The organism is Streptomyces sp. NPDC101393 (genome assembly GCF_044767385.1).
Classification (GTDB): Bacteria; Actinomycetota; Actinomycetes; order Streptomycetales; family Streptomycetaceae; genus Streptomyces.
Map to the genome: position 1 here is coordinate 333,954 of NZ_JBIWNU010000008.1, position 26,534 is coordinate 360,487.

General features: G+C 73.0%; 23 protein-coding genes and 1 tRNA gene. 13 read left to right on the forward strand and 11 right to left on the reverse strand.

Features of this window, described 5'->3' with window-relative positions; all coding sequences use genetic code 11:
• The first annotated feature begins 19 nt into the window (after positions 1–19).
• The gene (locus ACIRQ7_RS26335; RefSeq protein WP_404265162.1) at positions 20–1,066 is read left to right on the forward strand and encodes a hypothetical protein; all 1,047 of its coding nucleotides are present in this window, start codon (positions 20–22) and stop codon (positions 1,064–1,066) included.
• A gap of 75 nt (positions 1,067–1,141) precedes the next feature.
• Positions 1,142–1,214, forward strand: a tRNA-Ala gene (locus ACIRQ7_RS26340).
• An 85-nt stretch (positions 1,215–1,299) separates the two neighbouring features.
• Here the strand turns inward: ACIRQ7_RS26340 and ACIRQ7_RS26345 are convergent.
• The 7 genes from ACIRQ7_RS26345 to ACIRQ7_RS26375 form a co-directional block, all read right to left on the reverse strand.
• A complete protein-coding gene (locus ACIRQ7_RS26345) occupies positions 1,300–1,797 on the reverse strand; it encodes a M23 family metallopeptidase (protein ID WP_404265163.1) in 498 nt (165 codons plus the stop codon).
• Positions 1,798–2,026: 229 nt separating this feature from the next.
• A complete protein-coding gene (locus ACIRQ7_RS26350; RefSeq protein WP_404265164.1) occupies positions 2,027–3,331 on the reverse strand; it encodes a glycosyltransferase in 1,305 nt (434 codons plus the stop codon).
• Positions 3,328–4,185, reverse strand: coding sequence for a MerR family transcriptional regulator (locus ACIRQ7_RS26355; RefSeq protein WP_404265165.1), 858 nt, complete (start codon positions 4,183–4,185; stop codon positions 3,328–3,330). Before ACIRQ7_RS26355 ends, ACIRQ7_RS26350 begins: the two co-directional genes overlap by 4 nt.
• A gap of 165 nt (positions 4,186–4,350) precedes the next feature.
• The gene (locus tag ACIRQ7_RS26360) at positions 4,351–4,746 is read right to left on the reverse strand and encodes a GntR family transcriptional regulator (RefSeq protein ID WP_404265296.1); all 396 of its coding nucleotides are present in this window, start codon (positions 4,744–4,746) and stop codon (positions 4,351–4,353) included.
• Between the two features lie 175 nt (positions 4,747–4,921).
• The gene (locus tag ACIRQ7_RS26365; RefSeq protein WP_404265166.1) at positions 4,922–5,968 is read right to left on the reverse strand and encodes an ABC transporter permease subunit; all 1,047 of its coding nucleotides are present in this window, start codon (positions 5,966–5,968) and stop codon (positions 4,922–4,924) included.
• Complete coding sequence (locus tag ACIRQ7_RS26370) at positions 5,965–6,897, reverse strand: ABC transporter ATP-binding protein (RefSeq protein WP_404265167.1); 933 nt, start codon at positions 6,895–6,897, stop codon at positions 5,965–5,967. Before ACIRQ7_RS26370 ends, ACIRQ7_RS26365 begins: the two co-directional genes overlap by 4 nt.
• Positions 6,898–7,009: 112 nt before the next feature.
• Positions 7,010–7,489 carry a GNAT family N-acetyltransferase gene (locus ACIRQ7_RS26375; protein WP_404265168.1) on the reverse strand — a complete coding sequence of 160 codons (480 nt, stop codon included), beginning with the start codon at positions 7,487–7,489 and terminating at the stop codon, positions 7,010–7,012.
• A 67-nt stretch (positions 7,490–7,556) separates the two neighbouring features.
• Here ACIRQ7_RS26375 and ACIRQ7_RS26380 point away from each other — a divergent pair, with 67 nt between their 5' ends.
• Complete coding sequence (locus ACIRQ7_RS26380) at positions 7,557–8,369, forward strand: exodeoxyribonuclease III (protein ID WP_404265169.1); 813 nt, start codon at positions 7,557–7,559, stop codon at positions 8,367–8,369.
• Positions 8,370–8,384: 15 nt separating this feature from the next.
• Here the strand turns inward: ACIRQ7_RS26380 and ACIRQ7_RS26385 are convergent, their stop codons facing one another.
• Positions 8,385–9,161: a MerR family transcriptional regulator gene (locus tag ACIRQ7_RS26385; protein WP_404265297.1), complete on the reverse strand. Its 777-nt coding sequence runs from the start codon at positions 9,159–9,161 to the stop codon at positions 8,385–8,387.
• Positions 9,162–9,490: 329 nt separating this feature from the next.
• On the opposite strand from ACIRQ7_RS26385, the gene ACIRQ7_RS26390 reads away from it, so the two are divergent.
• The 4 genes from ACIRQ7_RS26390 to ACIRQ7_RS26405 all read left to right on the forward strand — a co-directional run bounded on the left by ACIRQ7_RS26390 (position 9,491) and on the right by ACIRQ7_RS26405 (position 13,220).
• A complete protein-coding gene (locus tag ACIRQ7_RS26390; protein WP_404265170.1) occupies positions 9,491–11,044 on the forward strand; it encodes a flavin-containing monooxygenase in 1,554 nt (517 codons plus the stop codon).
• Positions 11,041–12,015 carry an alpha/beta fold hydrolase gene (locus ACIRQ7_RS26395; RefSeq protein WP_404265171.1) on the forward strand — a complete coding sequence of 325 codons (975 nt, stop codon included), beginning with the start codon at positions 11,041–11,043 and terminating at the stop codon, positions 12,013–12,015. Before ACIRQ7_RS26390 ends, ACIRQ7_RS26395 begins: the two co-directional genes overlap by 4 nt.
• Positions 12,012–12,893, forward strand: coding sequence for an SDR family oxidoreductase (locus ACIRQ7_RS26400; protein WP_404265172.1), 882 nt, complete (start codon positions 12,012–12,014; stop codon positions 12,891–12,893). Before ACIRQ7_RS26395 ends, ACIRQ7_RS26400 begins: the two co-directional genes overlap by 4 nt.
• A 90-nt stretch (positions 12,894–12,983) precedes the next feature.
• Positions 12,984–13,220, forward strand: coding sequence for a hypothetical protein (locus ACIRQ7_RS26405; protein WP_404265173.1), 237 nt, complete (start codon positions 12,984–12,986; stop codon positions 13,218–13,220).
• Between the two features lie 175 nt (positions 13,221–13,395).
• On the opposite strand, the gene ACIRQ7_RS26410 is transcribed toward ACIRQ7_RS26405, so the two are convergent.
• Positions 13,396–16,779, reverse strand: coding sequence for a S41 family peptidase (locus ACIRQ7_RS26410; RefSeq protein WP_404265298.1), 3,384 nt, complete (start codon positions 16,777–16,779; stop codon positions 13,396–13,398).
• Positions 16,780–17,112: 333 nt separating this feature from the next.
• Here ACIRQ7_RS26410 and ACIRQ7_RS26415 point away from each other — a divergent pair, with 333 nt between their 5' ends.
• The 6 genes from ACIRQ7_RS26415 to ACIRQ7_RS26440 all read left to right on the forward strand — a co-directional run bounded on the left by ACIRQ7_RS26415 (position 17,113) and on the right by ACIRQ7_RS26440 (position 24,395).
• Positions 17,113–17,685, forward strand: coding sequence for a TetR/AcrR family transcriptional regulator (locus ACIRQ7_RS26415; protein WP_404265174.1), 573 nt, complete (start codon positions 17,113–17,115; stop codon positions 17,683–17,685).
• A 118-nt stretch (positions 17,686–17,803) separates the two neighbouring features.
• A complete protein-coding gene (locus ACIRQ7_RS26420; RefSeq protein WP_404265175.1) occupies positions 17,804–20,083 on the forward strand; it encodes an MMPL family transporter in 2,280 nt (759 codons plus the stop codon).
• Between the two features lie 271 nt (positions 20,084–20,354).
• On the forward strand, positions 20,355–21,479 hold the full coding sequence (locus ACIRQ7_RS26425; RefSeq protein ID WP_404265176.1) for an energy-coupling factor ABC transporter permease: 1,125 nt from the start codon (positions 20,355–20,357) through the stop codon (positions 21,477–21,479).
• A 1-nt stretch (position 21,480) separates the two neighbouring features.
• Positions 21,481–22,242, forward strand: a complete 762-nt coding sequence (gene cbiQ / locus ACIRQ7_RS26430; protein ID WP_404265177.1) for a cobalt ECF transporter T component CbiQ — start codon at positions 21,481–21,483, stop codon at positions 22,240–22,242.
• Positions 22,230–23,012, forward strand: a complete 783-nt coding sequence (locus tag ACIRQ7_RS26435) for an energy-coupling factor ABC transporter ATP-binding protein (RefSeq protein ID WP_404265178.1) — start codon at positions 22,230–22,232, stop codon at positions 23,010–23,012. Before cbiQ ends, ACIRQ7_RS26435 begins: the two co-directional genes overlap by 13 nt.
• A gap of 171 nt (positions 23,013–23,183) precedes the next feature.
• Positions 23,184–24,395: a serine hydrolase domain-containing protein gene (locus tag ACIRQ7_RS26440; RefSeq protein ID WP_404265179.1), complete on the forward strand. Its 1,212-nt coding sequence runs from the start codon at positions 23,184–23,186 to the stop codon at positions 24,393–24,395.
• 745 nt (positions 24,396–25,140) lie between these two features.
• Here the strand turns inward: ACIRQ7_RS26440 and ACIRQ7_RS26445 are convergent.
• Both ACIRQ7_RS26445 and ACIRQ7_RS26450 read right to left on the reverse strand, forming a co-directional pair.
• Positions 25,141–25,986: an EamA family transporter gene (locus ACIRQ7_RS26445; protein ID WP_404265180.1), complete on the reverse strand. Its 846-nt coding sequence runs from the start codon at positions 25,984–25,986 to the stop codon at positions 25,141–25,143.
• Positions 25,983–26,510 (reverse strand): YbaK/EbsC family protein, encoded by a 528-nt coding sequence (locus ACIRQ7_RS26450; RefSeq protein WP_404265181.1) that lies wholly within the window; start codon positions 26,508–26,510, stop codon positions 25,983–25,985. The genes ACIRQ7_RS26445 and ACIRQ7_RS26450 overlap by 4 nt, the downstream gene beginning before the upstream one ends.
• Positions 26,511–26,534 lie beyond the last annotated feature (24 nt).

A 26,534-nucleotide genomic window follows, 5' to 3' on the forward strand; every position in this document is an offset into this window, starting at 1 on the left:
CCCCTCTACCGTGTGAGTCGTGAGAAGCAGCGGCCTCATCTACGCAGTCATCGTCGGGGCCTGGGCCGCCTATTTGGTGCCGATGTGGCTCCGTAGGCAGGACGAGCTCAACGAGGCCCGTCCGACCGAGCGCTTCAGCACTGCCATCCGGCTCCTGTCCGGTCGTGCGGCCATGCAACGCCGTTACGCCAAGGGGCAGGAGGAGTGCCCCGCCGGCGATGCGCGCGACGAGCAGGATCCGGGCGAAGCGGACGCCGCGACCGACGCGGACGACGCCCGGCCCTTCAGCGACCCCGTGGCCCCCGCCGCCGCACCGCAGCCCCGCATCCCGGCCGCCCCGCGCCCCTCCGCCGCCGAGCGGACCAAGCGCGCCAAGGTCCTGGCCCGCCGCCGGCGCACCATCACGGTCCTCTTCCTCGCCTTCACCATCGGCGCCATCGTCGCCGCGGTGGGCGGTATCGCCTTCCTCTGGGCCCCGGCCCTGCCCGCCCTGCTCCTCACCGCCTACATCGTCTACCTCCGGGCCCAGGAGCGGCGGCGCTTCACCTTCACCATGGACCAGCGCAAGGCGGAGGCGGCAGCGCAGCGACTGCGGGAAGGCAGAACCCGCCCTCACCAGGCGGCCGACCAGCCGCCCGCCGCCGACCACCCCGCCGACCTTCGCGCTGACACCCCCGCCGAGGCCGCCCCCGAGCCGCACCGCCCCGCGGCCCCCGCGCACACCGCGGGCCGCCGCGCCCTCGTCGAGGAGACCGACCACGCCGAGTGGGTCGACCAGCAGCGCGAACGCGACCACCCGCGCCCCGCGTCCGGCAGCTGGGAGCCGGTGCCCGTACCTCTCCCGACGTATGTCACCGCCCCCGTCGCCCCGCGCGCGACCAGCCACGTCGACCTGGAAGCCGACGACGCCTGGAGCTCCGCCCGCTCCAGCGCCGCCCCCGACCAGGCCCCGCCGGAGGCACCCCAGCACGACCGCCCGGCCACCCCCGGCCGCCGCACCCGCGGCCGCACCCCGCTCTTCGACCAGTACGAGGACGAGGACCGACCGCGGGCGGCGAACGAGTGACAGCCCTCGGCTGACCAGCACCGGAAGCGATTTCCGAGCACCGCGACCGAGATGCTAGAGTTTCACTCGTCGCAAGGGCCTGTGGCGCAGCTGGTAGCGCACCTCGTTCGCAACGAGGGGGTCAGGGGTTCGAGTCCCCTCAGGTCCACCGCGCAACTGAGTTCCCGTCCGATCATTGATCGGGCGGGAATTCGTCGTTTCCGGGGGCGTTGGCGCGTGCCCGGTCGGGGTGGTCACCGGGGCAGGTGGACGCCGTGGTGGGCGAGGTAGGTGCGGGGGTTGATGTCGGAGCCGTAGCCGCGGGCGGTGCGTACCTCGAAGTGGAGGTGGGGGCCGAAGGCGCGGCCGGTGGCGCCGCTGTAGCCGAGGGGGGTGCCGGCGCGTACCTTCTGGCCGACGTGGGCGGTGATGCGGGAGAGGTGGCCGAAGAGGGTGTAGTTGCCGTCGGACATGCGGATGGTGACGGCCTTTCCGTAGTCGCCGGAGGTCCTCGCCAGGACGACGGTGCCGGAACTCACCGATCTGATCCGGGTTCCGGTGGGGACGGCGAGGTCGACGCCGGTGTGGTGGCCTGCCAGCCAGGTGCCGCTTATCCCGTAGGCCGCGCTGACCTGGTAGCGGGCCGTGGTGGGTCGGGTCCAGGTGGCGGGGGAGCCGGCGACGGCGGGCGCGGGGGCCGTCAGCGCGAGGGTGGTTCCGATCGCCGCCGGTGCCAGGGCGAGCAGGAGCATGCGGCGAAGAGGCTTGCGTGTGCGGAGTGACGTGGTCATAGAGGCGAGCCCACGCCTTGTGGCGGGCGGGCGCATCCGGGGGCGGGTCGGCGGGCCGCCGAACGGAGGAGTGCCGGCGGGGCGGTGTGGCGGCGCATGTGGCGAGGTGGGGGCGGGGATACGCGGCGCGCCGTAGGTGTGCACGTATCGGTGAACGGGGTCGGGCGGCGGGCCGGGTGGCCACGGGGTGTCAGGACGGCTGGGCGGCGACTGCTGCGAGGACCGCGTCGCCGCCGTCCTCGGACGCCATGCGGCGGGCGGCGCGGGCAGCCCCTACGCGGAGGGCGGGGGTGGTGGTGGCCTGGGTGAGGGCTTCGGCGAGGCGGGTCACGGCGGCGTCGTCGGAGGGGGCGCCGGTGAGGAGGGACCGGAGGGGGAGCGGGGTGGTGGCGGCGCCCAGGGATGCCAGCCGGGCGGCCCAGAAGGGCTGGTCGGCGGTGACCGGGACGGGGACGGTGGGCACGCCCGCGCGCAGTCCCGCGGCGGCGGTGCCCGCGCCGCAGTGGTGCACGAGTGCGGACATGCGGGGGAAGAGGAGAGCGTGCGGGACCTCGTCGATGGTGAGGAGGTCGGGGGACGCGGCAGAGCCGGTGGGAGGGGTGAGGCGGGCCCAGCCGGACTGGAGGATGCCGCGGAGCCCCGCGCGGCGCAGGGCGCGTTCCGCCAGGGCGCTCAGCCGTTCGCCGTGGCCGGACGCCATGCTGCCGAAGCCGATGAAGACGGGTGGCGGGCCCGAGGCGATGAACTCTTCGATGTGGGTGGGGAGTTGGGCGTCGGGGGCGTGCCAGGGCCACCAGTTTCCGACGACCTTCAGGTCCGGATGCCAGTCGTCGGGGCGGGGCACCAGGGCCTCGCTGAAGCCGTGCAGGACGGGGCGGCCGGTTGCGGTGGCGTGCCGGCGGAGCGTACGGGGCGTGGTGGGCGGCAGGGCGAGGCGGGCGCGCAGATCGCGGACCGCGCCGGCGTAGAGGCGGTCGACGACGCGTAGCGAGAGGTGGCCGGAGGCGCGGTTTCCCCAGCGGCCCAGTGAGCGGCCGCCGCTGATGACGGGGGCGAAGTCGCCGGTGGGGGCGGTGGGTTGGAGGGGCAGGTGCAGGGACGGGATGTCCATGGCCTCGGCGAGGTGGCGGCCGAGCGGGGCCGTGGTGGTGGAGAGCAGCAGCAGTTCGGTGCCGGGGGTGGCCTCGGCGGCGTCGGCGAGGCCGTCGCCCAGGTGGCGGATGAAGGTGGCGGCCCGGCGCATCAGGTCCCGTTGGCCGTGGCGGGATGCGCGCGGCGGGTGGCCGGCCGGGGTCCGGGCGGTCGCGTCCGGGCCGGTGGTGCGCGGGTCGGCGGGCAGGCTGCGGAAGTGCAGGCCGGCGGCGCGTACGAGAGGGGCGTAGGTGCGGTGGGTGGCGAGGGTGACCTCGTGGCCGGCGGTGTGGAGCCGGGCGCCGAGACCGGTGTACGGGGCGATGTCACCGTAAGATCCGGCGGCCGTGAGCAGGATTCTCACTGCGGGGCGTCCTTCTCGTGGGCGCGCGGAGCGTGGCCGCTCGGCTCGTGCGCGTCCGGCTCGCGGGCCGGGCGGCGGGCCGCGTTGGCGTGGATGGCGCCGCGGAGGTAGGGGGCGAGGCGGGGGCGCTGTTCCGTCGGGGGGACGACCAGGGCGAAGGCGCGGGGGTCGGCGGTGAAGTCGTCGGCGATGCGGCAGTGCATATCGGTGGGGCAGGCGGTGAACCAGCGGCTGATGTGCTGCCGGTGCTGCTCCGCGAGGTCCCTCGCCCGCTCGCCGTCCGCGGGCTCCCCGGCGTCGTACGCGGCGGTCAGGTGCCGGCGCCACTCGGCGGCCTCGGCCATCAGCTGCGCCCAGTCCTCCTTGGAGTGGGCGGCGGCCCGCGCGATGGCGCGCTGGTGGCCCTCACTGTGCTGCCACTTCAGGTGGGCCTCGGTGGCGTAGCTGAGGTCGAAGGTGATCTCGCCGAAGACCTCGAAGCGCTCCTCGGGCGTCAGCCGTACCCCGGTCTGCTGGACCTCCATGGCCTGCTCGGCGACCTCGACCAGGCGCCGCAGCTTGCCGATCTGATCGGTGAGCAGGCGGTGCCGGGCGCGCAGGTGGCCGAGGGCGTCGGCCTGCGGGTCTTCGAGGATGGCGGCGATCTCGTCCAACGGGAAGCCGAGCTCGCGGTAGAAGAGGATCTGCTGGAGGCGGGCGAGGTCGGCGTCGCTGTAGAGGCGGTAGCCGGCCTGGCTGCGGCCGCTGGGGGAGAGCAGACCGGCCGTGTCGTAGTGGTGCAGGGTCCGCACGGTGACCCCGGCGAAGCCGGAGACCTGGCCGACCGAATAGCCCGTGCCCGTACTCGCACCCATGCCGGTACCCGTAGTCGGTCCGGAATCCGTATCTGTGCCCTTGCCCATGGCGGCGCCTTTCGTGCCGGTGGTGGTGCGTGATGCCTGGGCTCAGGGTGGGGGCTGACGTCGGGTGAGGGTCAAGCGGACGCGGGCGGGTCTGCGGCCGCCCGCGTCCGTGTCCGCTCAGCCGTCCGGGTAGCGGTCCTGGAGAACGGAGTTGAGCAGGGCCTGTACGTCCTCGCGGTCCAGGCCCTCGGTGCGGGCCCGGTCCATCCAGGAGCGCAGCTCCTCGCGCAGCAGGGCGTCCGCGGCGGACTTGGGCCGGGCGAGCGAACGGCTGACGAACGTGCCGAGGCCGGGCCGGGGTTCGACCAGGCCCTCGCGCTCCAGCTCGCGGTACGCCTTGAGGGTCGTATTCGGGTTGACCTTGGTCGTGGCCGCCACCTGCGCGGCCGTCGGCAGGCGGTCGCCCTCGACCAGGATGCCCAGCCGCAGTGCCTGCTGGACCTGTTGGACGATCTGGAGGTAGGTGGCGACGCCGCTACGGCGGTCGATACGGAACTCGACGACGCTCACCACCTCTCTGCTGCTTCCGCACGAACCGCTGCCGTCCGCACTGCTTCCGCCCGTGCCGCTGTTGCCCCCGCCCATGGGGGCGCGCTGCCCGACCGCTTGATGATCGGGCCGCCCGTGCCGGGTGTCAAAGCGCCACCCGGCGTGTGCGGGGGACCGTCGGGTGCGTGCGCCGTGCGGTTCAGAGCGGCCGCCGGCGGGCGCGCCACACGACGAACCCGAGGACGAGGGCGGTCAGGGCCAGCAGGAATCCGGCGCCGAGCCACTGCATCCCCGCCATCTGGGAGTAGTCGAAGTACTGGTCCACACGGTTGACGATGCCCTTTTCCGCCAGGCACGCCTTGCCACCGTTGCTGCAGGTGCCGTAGCCGAAGAGCTTGCCGTCGGCGGTGGAGACCCAGTTGTCGACCCGTACGGCGCCGCGGGGCACATCGGGGGTGTGCGCGTGGTACGGGTAGACGAGGTTGCGCAGCGTGCCGAGATGGACGCGTACCTTCTCGGTCCAGATCACCGAGGTCACCACGGCGACGACGGCGGTGACCGCCATCGCGGGGACCACCCGCTTGATCAGCATGCCGATGGCGATACCACAGCTGGTCAGGAACAGCGTCATGGAGACGAGGACCGGGCCGGTGGACTCGAACGCGCCGCCGCCGAGCCAGTCCCCGAACATCGCCAGTTCGTGGGCCGGGGACCACAGCCAGGTGAAGGCGGCCGTCAGCAGGGCGGTGCACAGCACCGCGAGGGCCAGCGGCAGCCCGAGGGTGGCGGCGAGCCACCGGGTGCGGCCGACCGACTGCGTGGTCACCAGCTTGATGGTGCCGCTCTCCTGCTCACCGGCGATCAGCGGTGCGCCCAGGAAGACGGCGGTGAGGGCGGGCAGGGAGGCCAGGAACTGGGCGTCGCTGCTGAACAGCTCGTTGAACTTGTCCTGGAACTCCATGAGCAGCCTGCCCTTGGAGTCGGGGGTGACGCCATGGGCGTTGAGGTAGTCCATCACCCCGATGCGCTGGTACGCGAAGAGCGCGCAGCCCGCGACGGTGAGGAGCAGGCCGACGCGGAACGCGCCGCGGTGCCGGCGCCACACCAGCCAGGGCAGTCCGCGCAGCAGGGTGCGCCGCCCGGTGCCGCCCGCGCCGGTTTCGCCCGTCGCACCGCCCGCCGCCGCGAGACCCGCGTCGCCCGTGTCCGGCCCGTTCGCGGTGCTCGTACCGCCGGCCGTGCTCATGCGGCCCTGCCGTCGTGGGCATGGTCCTCGACGCGTGCCTCGTCGGAGATCAGGGTGGGGGCGTCGGATGAGCGGAGATAGGCCAGCAGGACCTCCTCCATGCTCGGGGGGAGCGCCTCCCAGCTGTCGGAGAGCGGGCCGGAGGGCCGGACCAGGGCATGGAACTGCCGTCCGGAGATGCGGGCTTCGACGACGGTGTGCCGGCGGCGCAGTTCCTCGGGCACGACGCCGTCCTCGGTCACGCCCGTCACCAGCAGGTGCGCGGGGACGAGTTCCTCGGTCTGGCCGGCCATCCGCACCCGGCCCTCGGCGAGGACGACGAGGTAGTCGCACATGTCCTCCATCTCGGAGAGCATGTGGGACGACATCAGCACGGTCGTGCCGTGCTCGGCGGCCTCGGCCATCAGCAGCCCGGACATCTCGTGCCGGGCGAGCGGGTCGAGGTCGGACATCGGCTCGTCGAGCAGCAGCAGGGCGGGCCGCTTGCCGAAGGCGAGCGCGAAGGCGACACGGGTGCGCTGGCCGCCGGAGAGGGTGCCGATCCGTGCGTCGAAGGGCACATTGCCGGCCCGTACGATCCGCTCGGCCAGTGCCTGGTCCCAGCGCGGGTTCAGTTCGCGGCCCAGGCGGAGGGTCTCGGCGACGGTGAAGCGCGGGTAGAGGGGCTTGTCCTGGGCGAGGAAGGAGACCCGCTCCAGGACGGCCGGGTCGGAGATCGGGACGCCGAACAGTTTCAGGGTGCCGGTGGTCGGCTGCACCAGCCGCGTTGCGGTGCCCAGGAATGTGCTCTTGCCGGCGCCGTTGGGGCCGACGAGGGCGCAGACGTGGCCGGCGGGGAGCCGGAACGAGCAGTCCTGCAGTGCCCAGCCGCGGCGGTACTTCTTTCCCAGTCCGTTGGCCTCGATCGCCCATGGGCTCGGGTTGCTCATCCGGATCCCCCCTTTAGCTAGTTGATTAGTGGAATGAGTATGAAGAGGGGCCCGGACGCCTGTCAACAAGGGACGGGGGCGGCCGGGCCACCAGCGCGTTCGTCAGCCGGCGTCAGGCGTCCGTGAGCGGCTTCGCCATGCAGCGGCTGTCCTCGTAGGCGCGGTAGAACCCGAACTTCTCGGCGGGGGCATAACCGCTGGAGGCGTACAGCGCCAGCGCCTCCGGCTGCTGGGTGCCGGTCTCCAGCACCATGCGGGTCCGGCCGGCGGCGCGGGCGTCCGCTTCCAGCGCGGCCAGGATCCGCCGGGCCAGGCCCCGCCCGCGCGCCTCGGTCACCACGAACATCCGCTTGATCTCGGCGTCGCCCACGGCGTAGCCCTCGGCGAGGTTCTCGTTCCGCCGCCAGCCGCCGGTGGCCAGCGGCATCGCGTCCTCGTACGCCAGGAGGTAGGTGCCGTTCGGCGGCGCGAACATCTCCGGGTCGAGCACGGTCTTGTCGGGGTCGCCGTAGCGGCGTACGTACTCCTGCTGGACCAGCTCGTTGAGCTTGATCGCGTCGGGGTGGTCGTAGCGGACCGGACGTATCTCCATTTCGGCAAGCGTACGGGCGGGTGGACGGGCGGCGCGACGAGGCTTCCGGGATCGGTATCGTGCCGGGATGCTCACTGTGACCTCTGTGAATGTGAACGGGCTGCGCGCCGCCGCCAAGAAGGGCTTCGTGCCGTGGCTGGCGGAGACCGACGCCGATGTCGTCTGCCTGCAGGAAGTACGGGCCGAGGCCGGCCAGCTGCCCGACGAGGTCCGCGAGCCCGCGGGCTGGCACACCGTGCACGCGCCGGCGGCCGCCAAGGGGCGGGCCGGGGTCTCCCTCTACACGCGGCGCGTACCGGACCGGGTCCAGGTGGGCTTCGGGTCGGCGGAATTCGACGACAGCGGGCGGTACGCCGAGGTGGACCTGCCCGGTGTGACCGTGGCCTCCCTCTACCTGCCGTCCGGCGAGGTCGGTACGGAGCGCCAGGACGAGAAGGAACGCTTCATGGCGGAGTTCCTGCCCTACCTCGTCGGCCTGCGGAAGCGGGCGGCGGCGGACGGGCGCGAGGTCGTGGTGTGCGGCGACTGGAACATCGCGCACCGGGAGGCCGACCTCAAGAACTGGAAGGCCAACCAGAAGAAGTCCGGCTTCCTGCCGGAGGAGCGCGGCTGGCTGTCGGAGGTCCTCGACGCGGACAAGGGCGGCTATGTGGACGTCGTCCGTGCGCTGCACCCGGACGTCGCGGGGCCGTACTCGTGGTGGTCCTACCGGGGCCGCGCCTTCGACAACGACGCGGGATGGCGGATCGACTACGCCATGTGCACGCCGGGCCTGGCGGGGCGCGGGCTGAAGGCCTTCGTGGAGCGCGCGGCGGCCTACGACCAGCGGTGGAGCGACCACGCGCCGGTGACGGTGGTCTTCGAGGGCGCGCTCGGCTAGGGTTCGCGCGCCCGGCTAGGGCCCGGTGCGGGGGGTGTCCGCGGGCCCGTCGGGGCCCTGCTCCTCCGCGCAGCCGTGTGCGCGTACCCACTCCTCAAGCTCCGCGCGGACGCGGCGGTCCATGGCCATGGACATCTCGGCCTCGACGACGCCCTTGGAGACGGGGCGGAGTTTCTCGATGGTTTCGGCGATGCGGTCGACCTCGTGCGGGGCCGGGGGCTCGCCCGCGGCGGTGCGGTCGAGGATGTCGTCGAGGACGTGGGTGCGGATGAGGTTCGTGAAGAGGTCGGCGAGCGCGTCGGCATGGACGCGTACCTGGCGGCCGGCTTCGAGGACGGCGGCCAGCGGGATGCCCTTGTCGACGAGTTCGGTGGAGGCGTCCAGGAGGCGGCGGCTGATGTGCACGAACTCGTCGCCGTCCACGGCGAGATAGCCGATGTCCATGGAGGCGGCGAGGTTCTCGACGGTGACCTCGCCGCTGAAGTGGTCGGCCAGCTCCTCGGGGGTCAGGCGGACCGGGGTCTCCTCGGACCAGGGCGAGACGATGGCGCTCTGCAGGCCGAGGACTTCGCCGACGTCCCTGCCGGATTCGAAGGCGGAGAGGAGTTCGGCGATGCCGCCGAGGGTGTGGCCGCGCTCCAGGAGGCCGCCTATGGTCCGCAGCCGGGCGAGGTGGTGGTCGTTGTACCAGGCGATGCGGCCCTCGCGGCGCGGCGGCGGGATCAGCTTGCGTTCGCGGTAGAAGCGCAGCGTCCGGACGGTGATGCCGGCTTCCTTTGCGAGTTCCGCCATCCGGAATTCGCGCGCCCGGGGCTCCGTGCCTTCCTGGTCCGGGTGTCCGGTCGCGCGCTCGTCCGTCTGCTCGCTCGGGTTCTGGTTCGCTGCCACACGCTCAGCCTATGCCGGGGGCGGGGCGCGGGGCCGAGGTGAGACCGCCGGTAACTTCCTGGCGCCCACCCCCTACCGCTCGGTACGTGGCTGGCCTACTCTCCAATCGTGCCAGTGATTGCTGGCGCGATTGATCCGGGTGATCCGGGATCCGGTGGAATACCTGATACGGGTGACGTGGCCGGGACGGCCGGCGGGTCGATACGAGCGAGGCGAACTCGGGAGGCGGCGGCATGGGCGAGCGCAAGCACAAGCACGTGCGGGTGGCGGTGATCGGATCAGGATTCGGTGGTCTGGGGGCGGCCGTGCGCCTGCGCCGCCAGGGGATCACCGACTTCGTGGTCCTGGAACGGGCCGACTCCGTCGGCGGCACCTGGCGGGACAACACCTACCCCGGATGCGCGTGCGATGTGCCCTCGCACCTGTACTCGTTCTCCTTCGCGCCCAACGCGGAATGGCCGCGCAACTTCTCCGGCCAGCCACACATCCGCAGCTACCTGGAACACGTCACCGACACCTTCGGGCTGCGCCCGCACCTCCGCTTCCAGTCCGAAGTGCAGAGCATGCGGTGGAGCAACGAGGAGCTGTGGTGGGAGATCGAGACGGCGAGCGGGCCGCTGACCGCTGACGTCGTCGTCTCGGCGACCGGGCCGCTGTCCGACCCGAAGATCCCGGCCATCCCCGGGCTCGACACCTTCCCCGGCAAGGTCTTCCACTCCGCGCAGTGGGACCACGACTACGACCTGACCGGCAAGCGCGTCGCCATGATCGGCACCGGTGCCTCGGCGATCCAGATCGTGCCCGCCATCCAGCCGGACGTCGAGCAGCTCACGCTCTTCCAGCGCACCCCGGCCTGGGTCCTGCCGCGCGCCGACCGGAAGATCTCGGCCGCCGAGAAGTGGCTGCACGCCAAGGTCCCTGCGACCCGCGCCGCCCGCCGCGGCCTGCTGTGGGGCCTGCGCGAACTCCAGGTCAGCGCCTTCACCAAGCGCCCCAACGAGCTGGGCATGATCGAGTTCCTGGGCCGCAACCACATGAAGCGGGCCGTCAAGGACCCGCAGCTGCGCGCCAAGCTCACCCCCGACTACCGCATCGGCTGCAAGCGCATCCTGCTCTCCAACGCCTACTACCCGGCGCTGGCCGAGCCCAATGTGGACGTCGTCGCGTCCGGCCTGAAGGAGGTGCGGGGCAACACCCTCATCGGCTCCGACGGCAGCGAGACGGAGGTCGACGCGGTCGTCTTCGGCACCGGATTCCATGTGACGGACATGCCGATCGCGCACCGGGTCACCGGCGCCCACGGCATGACCCTGGCCGAGGAGTGGAAGGACGGCATGGAGTCGCTGCGCGGCGCCAGCGCGGCCCACTTCCCCAACTTCCTGACCATCATCGGGCCCAACACCGGCCTGGGGAACAGCTCGATGATCCTGATGATCGAGGCCCAGCTGAACTACCTGTGCGACTACATGCGCCAGCTCGACGTCCTCGGCGACCGCATCGCGCTCTCCGCCCGGCCGGCCGCCGTGCAGGAGTGGACCCGCACGATCCAGCGGCGGATGCAGCGCACGGTGTGGAACACCGGCGGCTGCGACAGCTGGTACCTGGACGCCAACGGGCGCAACACCACGGCCTGGCCGGGCACCACCGCCGAGTTCAAGAAGGTCACCCGGCAGGTCGACCTCGCCGAGTACGAAGTGCTGCGGCGCCCGGCCGCCGCGCCGTCCACGGAACCCACCGCCGGCGCCGCGGGCACCGGCATCGACGACTCCACGGAGGTAGCCGCATGAGCCGCGCGAAGAGTGTCACCAGCGGGCCGTACGCGCCCCCGGCGCCGCGCCAGGAGCTGACCGTCACCTCGGCCGACGGCGCCCGGCTGTACGCCGAGATCCACGGGCCGAAGGATGCCCCCGCCGTCGTGCTCGCACACGGCTGGACCTGCTCCACCGCCTTCTGGGCCCCGGTCGTCCGCGACCTCGCCGACGACCACAAGGTCATCGTCTACGACCAGCGCGGCCACGGCCGCAGCCCGGCCGCCGGGCCCGGCGGCTACAGCACCGGCGCGCTCGCCGACGACCTGGTCGCCGTCCTGGAGGCGACGCTGGAGCCGGGCGAGCGGGCCGTCGTCGGCGGCCACTCCATGGGGGGCATGACGATCATGGCCGCCGCCGACCGGCCGCAGCTGCGGGCACGCGCCGCGGCCGCCCTGCTGTGCAGCACCGGCAGCGCCGAACTGGCCGCCGAATCACGGGTGTTCCCGCTGCGCAGCCCGGCCGGCCGGCGCCGCGCACACCGCCTGATGCTGCGCTCCCGCGCCCCTCTCGGCCCCGTCTCACCGGTCGCCAAATGGGCCCTGAAATACGCCACGATGGGCGCCGGCGCCACCGCCGAGCAGATCCAGGCCTGCGCGCGGATCGTGCACGCCTGCCCGCCGGGGGTGCGCTCCCGCTGGGGCAAGGTGCTGGCCGGTCTCGAACTGACCGGGGGACTGGCCCGCCTGGAGATGCCGACGGCCGTCGTCTCGGGCACCGCCGACCGGCTCACCCCGATCGTGCACGCCCGCCGGCTGGCCTCCGTACTCCCCGACTGCCGCGGGGTGACCGAGCTGCCCGGCCGGGGGCACATGACGCCCATCGAGGAACCGGACGCGGTCAGCGGGCGGCTGCGCGCCCTCGTCCGGGACCACCTGGCCACCCCGGCCGAGCAGACCGACGGCACCGCACCCCGGGGCAAGCGGCAGAAGAAGGAGAAGGCGGCATGAGCGCACGCAAGAACCTGACCGGTCAGGTCATCGTCGTGACCGGCGCGGCGCGCGGGGTCGGCGAGCTGCTGGCCCGGAAGCTGTCGGCGCGCGGCGCGACCCTGGCGCTGGTCGGGCTGGAGCCGGACGAACTGCGCGCGGTCGCGGCCTCGCTGCACGGCCCGGCGCACCACTGGCACGCCGACGTCACCGACCACGAGGCGATGGCCCGCATCGCCGGCGAGGTCAAGGACCGCTTCGGGAAGGTCGATGCGGTCGTCGCCAACGCCGGCGTCGCGACCGGCGGCCCGTTCGTCGACTCCGACCCGGTCGCCTGGCGGCGGGTCATCGAGGTCAACCTCATCGGCGGCGCGGTCACCGGACGCGCCTTCCTGCCCGTCCTGATGGAGTCCCGCGGCTACTTCCTGCAGATCGCCTCGCTGGCCGCCATCACCCCGGCGCCGATGATGACCGCGTACTGCGCGTCCAAGTCGGGCGTCGAGGCGTTCGCGCACAGCCTGCGCGCCGAGGTCGGCTACAAGGGCGTACGGGTCGGCGTCGGCTATCTGAGCTGGACCGACACCGACATGGTGCGCGGCGCCGACCAGGACGACATCATGCGCGAGCTGCGGGCGCGGCTGCCGTGGCCGTCGAACAAGACGTATCCGCTGGGCCCGGCCGTCGACCGGATCGTCATGGGCATCGAGCGCCGCTCCGCCCATGTCTACGGCCAGTGGTGGCTGCGTGGGATGCAGTCGGTCCGCGGCTATCTGCCGTCGGTCATCGGGTCGGTGGGCCAGCGGGAGATGCGCCGCTTCGGGAGCCGGGTGGACGGGATGCGCGTCGGGCTGGTGGGCGCCGGCGGCGAGGCCGACGAGAAGGCCAGGACGGACCGTTAGCCCCCGACGGATGATCGAAATGCGAGGTATGTCACCTCGTGCAAGGCTGGTCGAGCCCGATCCACACACACCCCAACAGGAGTGAACAGCATGGGTCTCTCAGACCAGTTCAAGGACAAGGCCGACCAGCTCAAGCAGCAGGCGGAGAAGCAGATGGGCGACGCCAAGGAGCGTGGCCAGGGTGCGCCCCAGGAGCGCGGCCGGCAGGGCGGCGAGCAGGGTCAGCAGGGCGGCGAGCGTGGCCGGCAGGACGGCGACCGTGCCCGTCAGGCCCGCGAGCCGGGCCGGGAGTCGCTGGACGACGCCCAGAGGAACATGGACCGCTGAGTCCGGCATGTCCTGAACGCATGCGCTGAAGACGGCGGGCGCACCCGGATCACGAGTCCGGGTGCGCCTCTCGTCGTTTTCTCGTCGCCGTTCGTCGTGTCCGCCGGGGCCCTGGCAGACGGATCGGACGGACCGACGGATCCGACGGGGCAACGGCTCGGCTCTCGCGGCCGGATCAGCTCGCGCGGGGCGGGAGGGGCGGGCGGCGCAGGTCGGGCACGTTCGTGAGGTCCGGCGGGATCGCCGCGGGGTGGCGCTCCAGCAGGTCCAGCGCGGTACGGACCGCGACACCGAGCTGCGGGTGGCGGCCCTCGGCCCAGTGGAGCGGGGAGCGCAGTGCCTCGATGTCGACCTCGACGCCGTGGTTCTCCACGCCCCAGCCGTACAGCCGGAACCAGGCGGCGTTCATCGGCACGGTGATCGAGGTGCCGTCGCCGAGCCGGTGCCGGCCGGTCATGCCGACGACGCCGCCCCAGGTGCGCATGCCGACCACCGGGCCGATGCCCTGGAGCTTGAACGCTGCGGTGATCATGTCGCCGTCGGAGGAGGTCATTTCGTCGGCGACCGCGACGACCGGGCCGCGCGGCGCGTTGCTGGTGTAGGAGACCGGCTGCGCGTCGCGGGTCAGGTCCCAGCCCATGATCGTGCGGGTCAGCTTCTCGATCACCAGCTCCGAGATGTTGCCGCCGGCGTTGCCCCGTACGTCCACGATCAGCGCGGCCCGCGACACCTCCATCCGCAGATCGCGGTTGAACTGCGCCCAGCCGGAGCCGCCCATGTCGGGGATGTGCAGATAGCCGCACCGGCCGCCGCTCAACTCCCGTACCACGGCGCGGCGTTTGGCCACCCAGTCCTGGTAGCGCAGCGGCCGTTCGTCGACGAGCGGGACCACCGCGACCCGGCGGGCCGGGCGTCCGCCGTCGGCCGGGGCGAAGGTCAGCTCGACGGTGGTGCCGCCGGCCGCCGCCAGGAGCGGGAACGGCCCCGCCACCGGGTCGACCCGGCGGCCGTCCACATGGGTCAGCGCGGCGCCCTCGCGGATGCCCGTACCGGCCAGCGGTGAGCGGGCACGGGAGTCCGACGAGTCGCCGGGCAGGATCCGCCGCAGCACCCAACGGCCTTCCCGGCAGGCGAAGTTGGCGCCGAGCAGGCCCATCGCGCGCTGGTAGTGCGGCGGGCCCTCGTTGCGGCGGGCGCCGGTGACGTAGGCGTGCGAGGTGCCCAGTTCGCCGAGCACCTCGCGCAGCAGATCGGCGAACTCGTCGGGGGAGGCGATCCGTTCGAGCAGTGGGCGGTACTGGGACAGCACCGCGTCCCAGTCGATGCCGCACATCCGGGGCTCCCAGAAGTACGCGCGGACGATCCGGCCCGCCTCGTCGTACGCCTGATGCCACTCCGCCGGCGGGTCGACGTCGTGCAGGATGCGCCGCATGTCGAGGAAGACCGTGGAATCGCTGTCCGGCTGCTCGTTCGCCGGCACCGCCCGCAGATCGCCCTCGTCGTTGATGACCAGCCGGGTACCGTCGCCGCTCAGCGCGAACCAGTCCAGGGAGCTGGTGAGTTCGGTGCGCCTGGCCTTGGTCAGGTCGAAGTGTTCGAGGGTGGGCTGGCCGGAGGTGTTGTCGGGGTTGGCGAAGGTCTCGCCCAGCGCTCCGGAGATGGGCCAGCGCAGCCAGACCAGACCACCGCCGCTGACCGGCTGCAGCGAGGAGTACTTGGATGCCGCCACCGGGAACTGCGAGACGCGCTCGGGCAGCCCCTCGACCTCCACCAGCACCGGGCCCTCGCCGGCCGGCGGGTTCTCCGCCGGGTCGAGGCCGCCCGCCGCGGGCCGCCCCTCCGGGGACAGCGCGAAGGGCGAGGGGGTCGCGGAGGAGAGCGGTACGAGGTAGGGGCGGCAGCCCAGGGGGAAGGACAGATCGCCGGTGTGCACGTCGTAGACCGGGTCGAAGCCGCGCCAGGACAGGAAGGCGAGATAGCGGCCGTCGCTGGTGAAGACCGGCTGTTCGTCCTCGAAGCGGCCGTTGGTGACGTCCAGGACGGTGCGGTCGGACAGCCGCGCCATCTTGATCTGCCGCAGCGAGCGGCCGATGCCGGGGTGCGACCAGGTCAGCCAGCGCGAGTCGGGGGAGAACGCCAGGTCGCGGACCGGGCCGTTGGCGGAGCGGATCAGCTCGGCGACGACGGAGGGCGGGGCGCCGGGGGCGTCGGGAACGGCGGTGTCCGCACGCTCGGTGTCCCCCCGGCTCGCCGGGGCTGCCGTGGCGCCCGTCTCGCGCTCGCCGTCCGTCTCCGGCCGGGCCACATCCACCAGCAGCAGCCGGCCGTCGTGCGAGGCCACCGCGAGCCGCTCGCCGTCCGGCGAGGAGACCATCTCGTGCACCCGGCCGAGCTCCCCGGACGCCAGCCGGCGCGGCTCGCCGCCGCCGCTGGCCCGGGGCAGGTCGGCGATCTCGATGGTGTCGTCGCCCTCGGCGTCGGTGACGTACGCGATCCGGCCGCTGGAGCCCAGCATTTCGGGCAGCCGGACCCGGACCCCGGGGATGTCGTGGATGGTGCGGGCGGGCCCGTCGCGGTGGGTGAGCCAGTAGAGGCTGCCACGGACGCCGACCGCGCTGGCCCGGCCGGTGGAGTCCACGGCGAGCGAGGTGACGTGTGAGGCGGCGGGGACCTGGTAGGTGCGGCGGCCGGTCCGGGGACCGCCGAGCCGCACCGCCAGCTTGCGCGGTTTCGCGGCCGGGCCCAGGTCGTCGATCAGCCAGATGTCGCCCGCGCACTGGTAGACGATGCGGGAGCCGTCGGTGGAGGCGTGCCGGGCGTAGAAGTCGGCGTGATCGGTGTGCCGGCGCAGGTCGGTGCTGTCGGGCAGGCAGGAGTAGACGTTGCCGACGCCTTCGTGGTCGGAGAGGAACGCGATCCGGCCGCCGACGAACATCACCGCGTCCAGATGCCCCTTCAGATCCGGCATCAGCCGGGTGCCGTGCAGCCACATCCGGCCCATCGCACCGCCCCGGTAGCGCTTCCAGGCGGCCGGCTCGTGCGGCGGTTTGCCGCTCAGCAGCAGGGTGAGGTGCTCCCCGTCGATGTCGGCGACGGCGATGTCGGAGACCGGGCCCCAGGGCAGTTGGCCGCCGGGGGCGCCGTCGGTCGGCAGGGTGTAGGACCACGAGTAGTACGAGAACGGCTGGCCGTGCGAGGAGACCGCCAGGATCTGGCTGTTGCCGTCCTTGTCGGGCGGCGTCCAGCCGCAGACCCGGGCGTCGGTGCTGCCCCAGTAGGTCAGCCGGCGGGCCGGGCCGCCGTCCACGGGGGCGAGGTGCACCTCGGGGTCGAGGCTGCGCCAGGTGGTGAAGGCGATGTGCCGGCCGTCGGGGGAGAAGCGGGGGTGGCCGACGCGGGTGCGGTCGGCGGTCAGCCGCCAGGCGCGGCCCGGCTCCTCGCCGTCCGGCGCGATCGGGGCCACCCACAGGTCGTCCTCGGCGGCGAAGCAGAGGGTGTCGCCGTGCAGGTGGGGGTAGCGCAGATAGGAGCCGGGGGGCGGGCCCGGCGGGGCGGGCATGCGGCGCAACCGGCCATGAGGCAGGGCGGGGTTCGTCTCCGTATGCGGCCCGACGGCCTCGCTTGCGTCGCTCACTCACCCATCGTTTCGGCGTGGGCGGACCGCGGCAACTCGGCCCGGGGCCGGGCCGCCTCATCGAGCCATCGCGGGCGAGGGGCGGTGAAGCGGGGCGGTGCGGGGGCGCGGAGTGACGCAGGCCACCATCGAAACGTTGCCGTTTCGCTCGGCACGGGAGTACCGTCATGTGTACGAAACCGTTTCGTTCGCCTGTCGTGCGCCGCTCGTCCATCGACGGTGCCGCCGGGAGAACGGTCCGACCAGGAGGTGCGTGCCATGGGGCGCAGCCGGCTGACTCCCGAACGGGAGGCCGAGCTCTACACCGCCGTGCTCGACCTGCTCCGTGAGGTCGGCTACGACGCGCTGACCATGGACGCCGTCGCGACCCGCACCCGCTCCAGCAAGGCCACCCTCTACCGCCAGTGGCAGGGCAAGCCCGAGCTGGTCGCCAGGGCGCTGCGGCACTGCAAGCCGGTCAGCACCCAGGACATCGACACCGGCAGCGTGCGCGGTGACTTCGCCGAATTCATCCGCCGCACCGACGACCGGCAGATGGCGCAGGACTCCGCCCTGATGCGCGGGCTGGGACAGGCCATCCACGGCAACCCCGACCTGCACCAGGCACTGCGCGAAGTGCTCATCGACCCCGAGATGACGGGGCTGGCGGCGATGCTGCAACGCGGCGTCGACCGCGGTGAGATCGCCGCGGACAGCCCCGCCCTGACCTTCGTCCCCCACATGCTGATCGGCGCGTTCGTCGCCCGTCAGCTCATCGAGGACCGCTGCGTCGACGCGGCGTTCCTGTCCGCCTATGTCGACGCCGTGGTCCTCCCCGCCCTCGGCGTCTGACCGACCCACCAGCCCACCCACCCACCACCCTCACCCCGTATCCGGCGCGCCGCTCTCGTCGCCGGGGCGGTACCGCACGCCCCTGTACGCCCCTCATCCGACGGGAGCACCACTCCTCGTGGCCACATTCCTCTACAAGCTCGGACGTCTCGCCTTCCGGCGACGCGGCGTCGTCGCCCTGATATGGGTGGCACTGCTCGCCGTCGCGGGCGTCGGTGCCGCCACCGCCTCCTCCTCGACCTCCAACTCCTTCTCGGTCCCCGGCACCGAGGCCCAGCAGGCCTTCGACCTGCTCGACCAGCGGTTCCCCGGCGCGAACGCCGACGGCGCCACCGCGCGGGTGGTCTTCCACGCCCCCGACGGCCAGAAGATGACCGACCCGGCCAACAAGGCGGCGGTCGAGCGGACCGTCGGCGCCCTGAAGTCCGGGTCCGGGCAGGTCGCGCAGGTCAGCGACCCCTACGTCAGCAAGTCCGTCAGCAAGGACGCCGCCACCGCCTACGCGCAGGTCAGCTACAAGGTCACCGGCTTCGAGCTGACCGACGCCTCCAAGGACGCCCTCCAGGACGCGGCGAAGAACGGCCGGGACGCGGGGCTGACGGTGGAGATCGGCGGCAACGCGCTGCAGGCGATGCCGGAGACCGGCGCCACCGAGGTCATCGGCATCGCGGTCTCCGCGGTGGTCCTCGTCATCACCTTCGGCGCGCTGATCGCGGCCGGGCTGCCGCTGCTGACCGCGCTGATCGGCGTCGGCATCGGCGTCTCCACCATCACCGCGCTGAGCAGCGTGCTGGACCTCTCCAGCACCACCTCGACGCTGGCCATGATGATCGGCCTCGCCGTCGGCATCGACTACGCGCTCTTCATCGTCTCCCGCTACCGCGCCGAACTCGCCGAGGGGCGCGAGCGCGAGGAAGCGGCGGGACGGGCCGTCGGCACCGCGGGCTCCGCCGTCGTCTTCGCCGGTCTGACGGTGGTCATCGCCCTCGTCGGCCTCGCCGTCGTCAACATCCCGATGCTGACGAAGATGGGCCTGGCCGCGGCCGGCACCGTCGTCATCGCCGTCCTCATCGCGCTCACCCTCATCCCGGCGCTGCTGGGCTTCGCGGGCAGGAGGGTGCTGTCGCGCAAGGACCGCAAGGCGCGTGCGGCACAGCAGGACGGCACCACGGCGCGGGCGGCCGACCGCCCCAACATGGGGACCCGCTGGGCGCGTTTCGTGCTGCGCCGGCCGGTCACCGTGCTGCTGGCCTCGGTCATCGGCCTGGGCGTGGTCGCCGTGCCCGCGGCATCGCTGGAAATGGGGCTGCCGGACGACGGCTCACAGCCCACCAGCACCACCCAGCGCAAGGCGTACGACCTGCTGTCGGACGGCTTCGGGCCCGGCTTCAACGGGCCGCTGATGCTGGTCGTCGACGGCAAGGGCGCACAGGACGGGCAGGGCGCGAAGTCCGTCGCCGCGCGGGTCGCGAAGGAGATCGGCGCGCTCGACGACGTCGCCGCCGTCACCCCGGCGACATTCAACAAGCCCGGCGACACGGCGATGCTCAGCGTCATACCGAAGTCCCAGCCCAGCAGCGTCGAGACCGAGGACCTGGTGCACTCCATCAGGGACAAGGCGGACCGCATCGCGTCCGACACCGGCGCCACCACCCTGGTCACCGGCACCACCGCGATGAACGTCGATGTCTCGCAGACGCTGAACGACGCGCTGCTGCCCTACCTCGCGCTGGTCGTCGGCCTGGCGTTCCTGCTGCTGATGGTCGTCTTCCGCTCGGTGCTGGTGCCGCTCAAGGCGGCGCTCGGGTTCCTGCTGTCGGTGGTGGCGGCGCTCGGCGCGGTCGTCGCGGTGTTCCAGTGGGGCTGGCTGGGCGATCTGTTCGGCGTCGAGCAGACCGGGCCGATCATGAGCATGATGCCGATCTTCATGGTGGGCGTGGTCTTCGGCCTCGCCATGGACTACGAGGTCTTCCTCGTCACACGGATGCGCGAGGCATACGTCCACGGGGAGCGGCCGGGGCAGGCCGTCATCACCGGATTCCGGCACGGCGCCCGGGTCGTCAGCGCGGCCGCGGTCATCATGATCAGCGTCTTCGCCGGCTTCATCGGCTCCTCCGAGTCGATGGTCAAGATGATCGGCTTCGGCCTCGCCATCGCCGTCTTCTTCGACGCGTTCGTCGTCCGCATGGCGATCGTCCCCGCCGTCCTCGGGCTGCTCGGCAAGGCCGCCTGGTGGCTGCCCGGATGGCTGCAGAAGATCCTGCCCGACGTCGATGTCGAGGGCGAGGGCCTGCGCCGGCAACTCGGCGACGGCGACGGCAGCGGCGACGGCGAGGCGCACCGGCCGGACGGCACGGACGGCGCGGACCGCTCCGGACGCGCGACGGTGCGGGTCTGAGGCCCGCACCCCGGGGCCGCTGACCGCGGCCCCCGATGACCTCCGGGACCGCTGTATGAGCGGAGCGGCATCCCGGAGTGGGCGCCCGCCCGTGGGGACGGGAGCGGCGCGCACAACGGCCCGGCGACGGACCCGTGGGGACGGGGACCGCCGCCGGGCCGCTGCGTGTCCCGCCCAGTCGTAGCCGTTTCGCATCCTGGGCGCTCTTGCAAGCACTTTGCAGCAGGCACCACCATTGGTGGGTTGCACACCTGAAGCGGAGAACCCTGAGATGCATGTACCCGATGGATTCATCAACGCACCGGTCTCGGTCGCGACCGGCGCCGTCGCCGCGGCCGCCGTCGCGGTCAGCCTGCGCGGCGCCCGTCGCGAACTCGCGGGTGCGGGCGGCGTACACGGCGCGGAGCGCACCGCCCCGCTCGCCGGCCTCGTCGCCGCGTTCATCTTCGCCGTACAGATGCTCAACTTCCCCGTCGCGGCAGGCACCAGCGGACACCTCCTGGGCGGTGCCCTCGCGGCGATCCTCGTCGGTCCGTACACCGGCGTCCTGTGCGTGTCCGTCGTCCTGCTGATGCAGGGCGTGCTGTTCGCCGACGGCGGCCTCACCGCGCTCGGCGTCAACATCACCGACATGGCGATCGTGACGACGGTCGTCGCCTACGCGCTCTTCCGCGGCCTGGTGAAGGTGCTGCCGCGCCGCCGCCGCTCCATTACCGTCTCCGCCTTCGTCGCCGCCCTGATCTCGGTGCCGGCCGCCGCCGTCGCCTTCACCGGGATCTACGCCCTGGGCGGCACCGCCGACGTCCCGATCGGCAAGGTCTTCACCGCCATGGTCGGCGTGCACGTCCTGATCGGCATCGGCGAGGCCGTGATCACCGCCCTGACCGTCGGCGCCGTCATCGCCGTCCGCCCCGACCTGGTGCACGGCGCCCGCGGCCTGACCAAGCCCCTGGAACTGCGCACCTCGCCGCTCGCCGCCCCCGCATCGCAGGACGACGTCACCACGGCCGCCCGCGAGGAGCAGCCGGCCCCCGCCGCCCCGCGCCGCTCCACCCGCCCCGTCTGGCTGGGCGGCCTCGCCGCCGCGCTGATCTGCGCCGGCGGCATCAGCTACTACGCCTCCGCCAGCCCCGACGGCCTGGAGAAGGTCGCCCACGACCAGGGCATCGACGCCAAGGCACAGGACCACGCCGCGAAGGACTCCCCGCTCGCCGACTACGGCGTCAAGGACATCGCCGACCCGCGGCTCTCCGGAGGCCTCGCCGGCGTGATCGGCGTCGGCGCGACGCTCGCCGTCGGCAGCGGAGTCTTCGTGGTGCTGCGCCGCCGCAAGGCCGCGGACGCCGTCGCCGCGCCCGCCGCGGCCGGCGACGAGCAGCACTCCGAAAAGGCCTGACATGGGTGCCGGACACGCCCACAAGCTCTACCGGCACGGGCACTCACCCGTGCACGCGCTGCCCCCGCACTGCAAGATCGCCGCCGTCTTCGGCTTCGTCCTCGTCGTCGTCTCCACGCCGCGCGAGGCGATCTGGGCGTTCGGGCTGTACGCCGTGCTGCTCGCGGCCACCGCGGGCGCCGCCCGCATCCCGCCCGGCTTCCTCCTCAAACGGCTGCTCATCGAGGTGCCGTTCGTCGCCTTCGCCGTCCTGATGCCGTTCGTCGCCGAGGGCCCCCGCGTCCACGTCATCGGGCTGAGCCTGAGCGCATCCGGTCTCTGGGGCGCCTGGAACATCCTCGCGAAAGGCACCCTCGGCGTCGCCGCCTCCGTCCTCCTCGCCTCCACCACCGAGCTGCGCGAACTCCTGCTGGGGCTGCAACGCCTCAAGATGCCGCCGCTGCTCGTCCAGATCGCGTCGTTCATGATCCGTTACGGCGACGTCATCACCGACGAGATGCGGCGGATGCGCATCGCCCGCCTCTCCCGGGGCTTCGAGGCACGCGGCGTACGCCACTGGGGCGTGCTCGCCAAGTCCGCCGGCGCCCTCTTCATCCGCTCCTACGAACGCGGTGAGCGGGTCCACCTCGCCATGGTCAGCCGCGGCTACACCGGCACCATGCCGGTCATCGCCGAGACCACCGCCAGCCGGACACAATGGACCCGCGCGGCCGCGCTGCCCGCCGCCGCCCTCGCCGTCTGCCTCCTGGGATGGACCCTTTGAGCACCACCGACCCCGCCCCCGCCGCCCCGTCCCTCGACGTCGCCGGGCTCGCCTACGCGTACCCCGACGGCCATCAGGCCCTCTTCGGAGTCGACCTCACGGTCGGCCGGGGCGAACGCGTCGCCCTCCTCGGGCCCAACGGCGCCGGCAAGACCACCCTCGTGCTGCACCTCAACGGCATCCTCGACGCGGGCGCCGGCAGCGTCACCGTCGCCGGCCTCCCGGTCGGCAAGCGCCACCTCGCCGAGATCCGCCGCCGCGTCGGCATCGTCTTCCAGGACCCCGACGACCAGCTGTTCATGCCCACCGTCCGCGAGGACGTCGCCTTCGGGCCCGCCGCCTCCGGACTGCGCGGCGCCGAACTCGACGCCCGGGTCACCGAGGCCCTCACCCAGGTCGGCATGGCGGAGTTCGCCGACCGCCCGCCGCACCACCTCTCGTTCGGTCAGCGCCGCCGCGTCGCCGTCGCCACGGTCCTGTCCATGCGGCCCGAGATCCTCGTCCTCGACGAGCCCTCCTCCAACCTCGACCCGGCCTCCCGCCGCGAACTCGCCGACATCCTGCGGTCGTTGGACGTCACCGTGCTGATGGTCACGCACGACCTGCCGTACGCGCTGGAGCTGTGCCCGCGCTCCGTCGTGCTCTCCGGCGGCGTCATCGTCGCCGACGGCACCACCCAGGACCTGCTCTGCGACACCGAGCTGATGCGCACCCACCGCCTGGAGCTGCCCTTCGGCTTCGACCCCCGCTCGGTGACCCTCCCCCTGTGACCTCTGTGCTCCCTGTGATCCCGGGAATTGCTGATGTCCGCCGATTCCCGCCAATTCCCCACGATTCCCTGTGATTCGCCACGATGTGCTGTGATGAAGCCCACGAGCCGCTGCCCTGGTCACCAGCACTGATCCGCACGTTGCACCATTGATGGGTCACCAACGCGACGGATGAGTGGGAAGCAGGAATCAGTGGTGGACGTCCAGGGCACGGTCGAGGACGGCTTCGAGCCGGTCCGGGACGCCTTCGCAGCGAACTTCGCACGGCGCGGTGAGCGGGGGGCGGCCGTCACCGTCTACCGTCACGGCCGCAAGGTCGTCGACCTGTGGGGCGGTGTGAAGGACGGCGACGCCGACCCGGACGCCGCGACCCCGCCCGCCCCCTGGGAAGCCGGCACCGCCCAGGTGATCCGCTCCGCCACCAAGGGCATCGCCGCCATCGTCCCGCTCCTCCTGCACCAGCGCGGACAGCTCGACCTGGACGCGCCCGTCGGCACGTACTGGCCCGAATTCAAGGCCGCCGGCAAGGACCGCGTCCTGGTCCGCCACCTCCTGTCGCACCGCGCCGGACTCCCCGTCCTGGACACCCCCCTCACCCCCGCCCAGGCCATCGACGGCGTCAGCGGCCCCGCGGCGATGGCCGCCCAGGCCCCCGCCTGGACCCCCGGCGACGACCACGGCTACCACGCGCAGACCTACAGCTGGCTGCTCGGCGAACTCGTGCTGCGCATCACCGGACGCACCATCGGCAACTGGATCGCCGAGGAGATAGCCGGGCCGCTCGGCCTCGATCTGTGGATCGGCCTCCCCGAGGCCGAACGGTCCCGCGTCGGCCGGCTCGCCGAACTCGCCCCGCCGCCCACGGCAGCCTCCGCCGGCCTCCGCGTACGGGCCAAGACCGCCGTCGCCGACGCCTACCAGGACCCGTCCTCGCTGACCCGCCGTGCGTTCGGCGCCATCGACCCCGGCCCCGACGAGAACGACCCCGCCTACCGTGCAGCCGAACTCCCCGCCTCCGCCGGGATCGCCACGGCCCGTGCCCTGGCCCGCTGTTACGCCGCGCTGATCGGCGCCGTCGACGGCAACCCGCGGCTCTTCGCCCCCGCGACCCTCACCCTCGCCCGCACCGAGGAATCCGCAGGACCCGACCGCACCCTCGTCGTCAACACCCGCTTCGGCCTCGGCTTCATGCTCCACGGCCCCGCCTCGCCCCTCCTGGCCCCCGGCTCCTTCGGCCACCCCGGCCGCGGCGGCGCCCTCGCCTTCGCCGACCCCGAGAGCGGGGTCGCCTTCGGCTACATCACCAACGGCATGCAGAAGAATGTGACGGCGGACCCCCGCGCGCGGGCCCTGGCGGGGGCCGTCTCCGACGTTGTCGGCTGACTCCCACGTTGTCGGGTGCCTCCCACGTTGCCGGGTGACCCGCCGTGCCTCGTCTGTGGTTTGTGGACCCGCCTGGCGGCGGGGGCGGGGGTTGTTGTGGGCCGGGCGCCCTGGGTGTGTGGGTGGGTGCGGTGCCGGGCCTCCGGGACTGCGTCCCTGCGGCCCGGCCCTCCCGTGAGCCGTGCGCCCGCCCCTGGTGGGGTGGGGAGCGGTGGGGGTGACGGTGGTGCCGTACCCGTCGGCCCGGTCTTGGTTCTAGCACCTTCCCCCGCGGGGGAAGGTGTGAAGAGGCGGGGGGACGGTGATCCCGCACCCGTCGGCCCGCCCCTTTTTCTTTCACCCCTCCCCCCACCGGGCGGAGGCCGTGCGCTCCGGGCGGGAGGCGGGGCTCCGCAGGGACGCAGTCCCGGAGGAGACCCGCCGTACCCACCAACGAGGCGCCATCATCGGCCCCCGCCGCCGGACCCCACCCGTCCCGGAGGAGACCCGCCGCACCCACCGACGAGGCGCAATCATCGGCCCCCGCCGCCGGACCCCCCCTCGTCGGCCCCCGCCGCCGGAACTCCCCGCCGCACCCACCACCGGGCGCATACGTCGGCCCCGCCGCCGGAACCCACTCGTCCCGGAGGAGACCCGCCGCACCCACCAACGAGGCGCAATCATCGGCCCCCGCCGCCGGAACCCCCCTCGTCGGCCTCCGCCGCCGGAACTCCTCCCGCCGCCGGAACTCCTCCCGCCGCCGGAACTACGCGAGCATCATGCCGATGCCCACCACCATCAGACCCGCGGCGGCGATGCGTGGGGCGCCGAAGCGTTCCTTGAAGAAGAGGGCGCCTATCGCGGCGCCGACGATGATGGAGGACTCGCGCAGGGCCGCGATGGGGGCGAGCGGGGCGCGGGTCTGGGCCCAGAGGACGAGGCCGTAGGCGAAGACGGAGAGGACCCCGCCGAGCAGGCCGCGCAGCGCGATCGGCCTGAGCTGGGTGGCGAGTTCGCGGCGGCGGGTGGCGAGGGCGTAGGCGGGGATGGCCAGGCCTTCGAAGATCATCAACCAGGCGATGTAGCCGAGGGGGGTGCCGGAGGCGCGGACGCCGAGGCCGTCGACGGTGGTGTACGAGGCGATGGCCAGGCCGGTGGCGAGGGCCGCGATGATCGCGGGCCAGTGGGGTCGGGTGCCCGAGCCGCGGATGCCCCAGAGGGCGACGCCGACCAGGCCGGCTGAGGCCAGGGCGACGCCGGCCAGGGCCCAGGCGCCGGGGATCTCGTGGACGAAGACCGCGGCGAGGACCGTGACGACCAGCGGCGCGGTGCCGCGGGCGATCGGATACATCTGGCCGAACTCGCCGAGCCGGAAGGACTGCATGAGCAGGGCCTGGTAGACGACGTGCAGGACCGCGGAGCCGATGAGGTAGGGCCAGGCGGCAGCGGCGGGCAGCGGTGTGAACGCGGCCAGCAGGGCGCCGCAGACCGCGCCGCCGCCGCCGACGAGGGTGAAGGCGAGGAGCTGGTCGCGTATGCCGTGCGCGATCGCGTTCCAACTGGCGTGGGTGACGGCGGCGATGAGGACGGCCGCGACGACGAGCGGGGTCATGCGGTGCGCTCGCGCACGTCCACGATGCGGGCCTGGGCGTGCTCGACCAGCGACGTGGGGTCGAGCGGGAAGACGGTGTGCGGGGTTCCGGCGGCGGCCCAGACCGTGCCGTGGGCGAGGATCCCGCGGTCCGCGAGGACGCGGGTGCGGGTGCGGTGGCCGAACGGCGGGACGCCGCCGATGGCGTAGCCGGTGGTCTCGCGGACGGTGTCGGCGTTCGCCCGGCCGACGGTGGCGGCGCCGAGCTCGGCGCGTACCCGCTCCAGGTCGACGCGGGAGGCGCCGTCCATGAGGACCAGCACCGGCTCGCCGTCGGCGGAGAAGATCAGGGACTTGACGATCTGGGCGAGGTCGCAGCCGATGGCCGCTGCGGCCTCGGGGGCGGTGCGGGCGGCGTCCGGGAAGCGGCGGACCTCGACGGTCAGGCCGAGGGCGGCGAGGGCTTCGGCGAACCGGGGGTGCGCGGCGGAACTGGCGGGTGCCGGTGCGGTGGGGGCGCTGGAGACGTCCGGGGAATCGCTCATGGCCCGCACGCTAGCGAAAGCTGT

What these genes read in the sequence shown, in the direction of transcription:
- ACIRQ7_RS26345 (WP_404265163.1), bottom strand. Translation starts at nt 1,797, where the DNA reads ATGCTCCTGCTCGCCCTGGCACCGGCGGCGATCGGAACCACCCTCGCG.
- ACIRQ7_RS26355 (WP_404265165.1), bottom strand. Translation starts at nt 4,185, where the DNA reads ATGGGTGCGAGTACGGGCACGGGCTATTCGGTCGGCCAGGTCTCCGGC.
- ACIRQ7_RS26365 (WP_404265166.1), bottom strand. Translation starts at nt 5,968, where the DNA reads ATGAGCACGGCCGGCGGTACGAGCACCGCGAACGGGCCGGACACGGGC.
- ACIRQ7_RS26370 (WP_404265167.1), bottom strand. Translation starts at nt 6,897, where the DNA reads ATGAGCAACCCGAGCCCATGGGCGATCGAGGCCAACGGACTGGGAAAG.
- ACIRQ7_RS26375 (WP_404265168.1), bottom strand. Translation starts at nt 7,489, where the DNA reads ATGGAGATACGTCCGGTCCGCTACGACCACCCCGACGCGATCAAGCTC.
- ACIRQ7_RS26380 (WP_404265169.1), top strand. Translation starts at nt 7,557, where the DNA reads ATGCTCACTGTGACCTCTGTGAATGTGAACGGGCTGCGCGCCGCCGCC.
- ACIRQ7_RS26385 (WP_404265297.1), bottom strand. Translation starts at nt 9,161, where the DNA reads ATGGCGGAACTCGCAAAGGAAGCCGGCATCACCGTCCGGACGCTGCGC.
- ACIRQ7_RS26390 (WP_404265170.1), top strand. Translation starts at nt 9,491, where the DNA reads ATGGGCGAGCGCAAGCACAAGCACGTGCGGGTGGCGGTGATCGGATCA.
- ACIRQ7_RS26395 (WP_404265171.1), top strand. Translation starts at nt 11,041, where the DNA reads ATGAGCCGCGCGAAGAGTGTCACCAGCGGGCCGTACGCGCCCCCGGCG.
- ACIRQ7_RS26400 (WP_404265172.1), top strand. Translation starts at nt 12,012, where the DNA reads ATGAGCGCACGCAAGAACCTGACCGGTCAGGTCATCGTCGTGACCGGC.
- ACIRQ7_RS26405 (WP_404265173.1), top strand. Translation starts at nt 12,984, where the DNA reads ATGGGTCTCTCAGACCAGTTCAAGGACAAGGCCGACCAGCTCAAGCAG.
- ACIRQ7_RS26410 (WP_404265298.1), bottom strand. Translation starts at nt 16,779, where the DNA reads ATGCCCGCCCCGCCGGGCCCGCCCCCCGGCTCCTATCTGCGCTACCCC.
- ACIRQ7_RS26415 (WP_404265174.1), top strand. Translation starts at nt 17,113, where the DNA reads ATGGGGCGCAGCCGGCTGACTCCCGAACGGGAGGCCGAGCTCTACACC.
- ACIRQ7_RS26425 (WP_404265176.1), top strand. Translation starts at nt 20,355, where the DNA reads ATGCATGTACCCGATGGATTCATCAACGCACCGGTCTCGGTCGCGACC.
- cbiQ (WP_404265177.1), top strand. Translation starts at nt 21,481, where the DNA reads ATGGGTGCCGGACACGCCCACAAGCTCTACCGGCACGGGCACTCACCC.
- ACIRQ7_RS26435 (WP_404265178.1), top strand. Translation starts at nt 22,230, where the DNA reads ATGGACCCTTTGAGCACCACCGACCCCGCCCCCGCCGCCCCGTCCCTC.
- ACIRQ7_RS26440 (WP_404265179.1), top strand. Translation starts at nt 23,184, where the DNA reads ATGAGTGGGAAGCAGGAATCAGTGGTGGACGTCCAGGGCACGGTCGAG.
- ACIRQ7_RS26445 (WP_404265180.1), bottom strand. Translation starts at nt 25,986, where the DNA reads ATGACCCCGCTCGTCGTCGCGGCCGTCCTCATCGCCGCCGTCACCCAC.
- ACIRQ7_RS26450 (WP_404265181.1), bottom strand. Translation starts at nt 26,510, where the DNA reads ATGAGCGATTCCCCGGACGTCTCCAGCGCCCCCACCGCACCGGCACCC.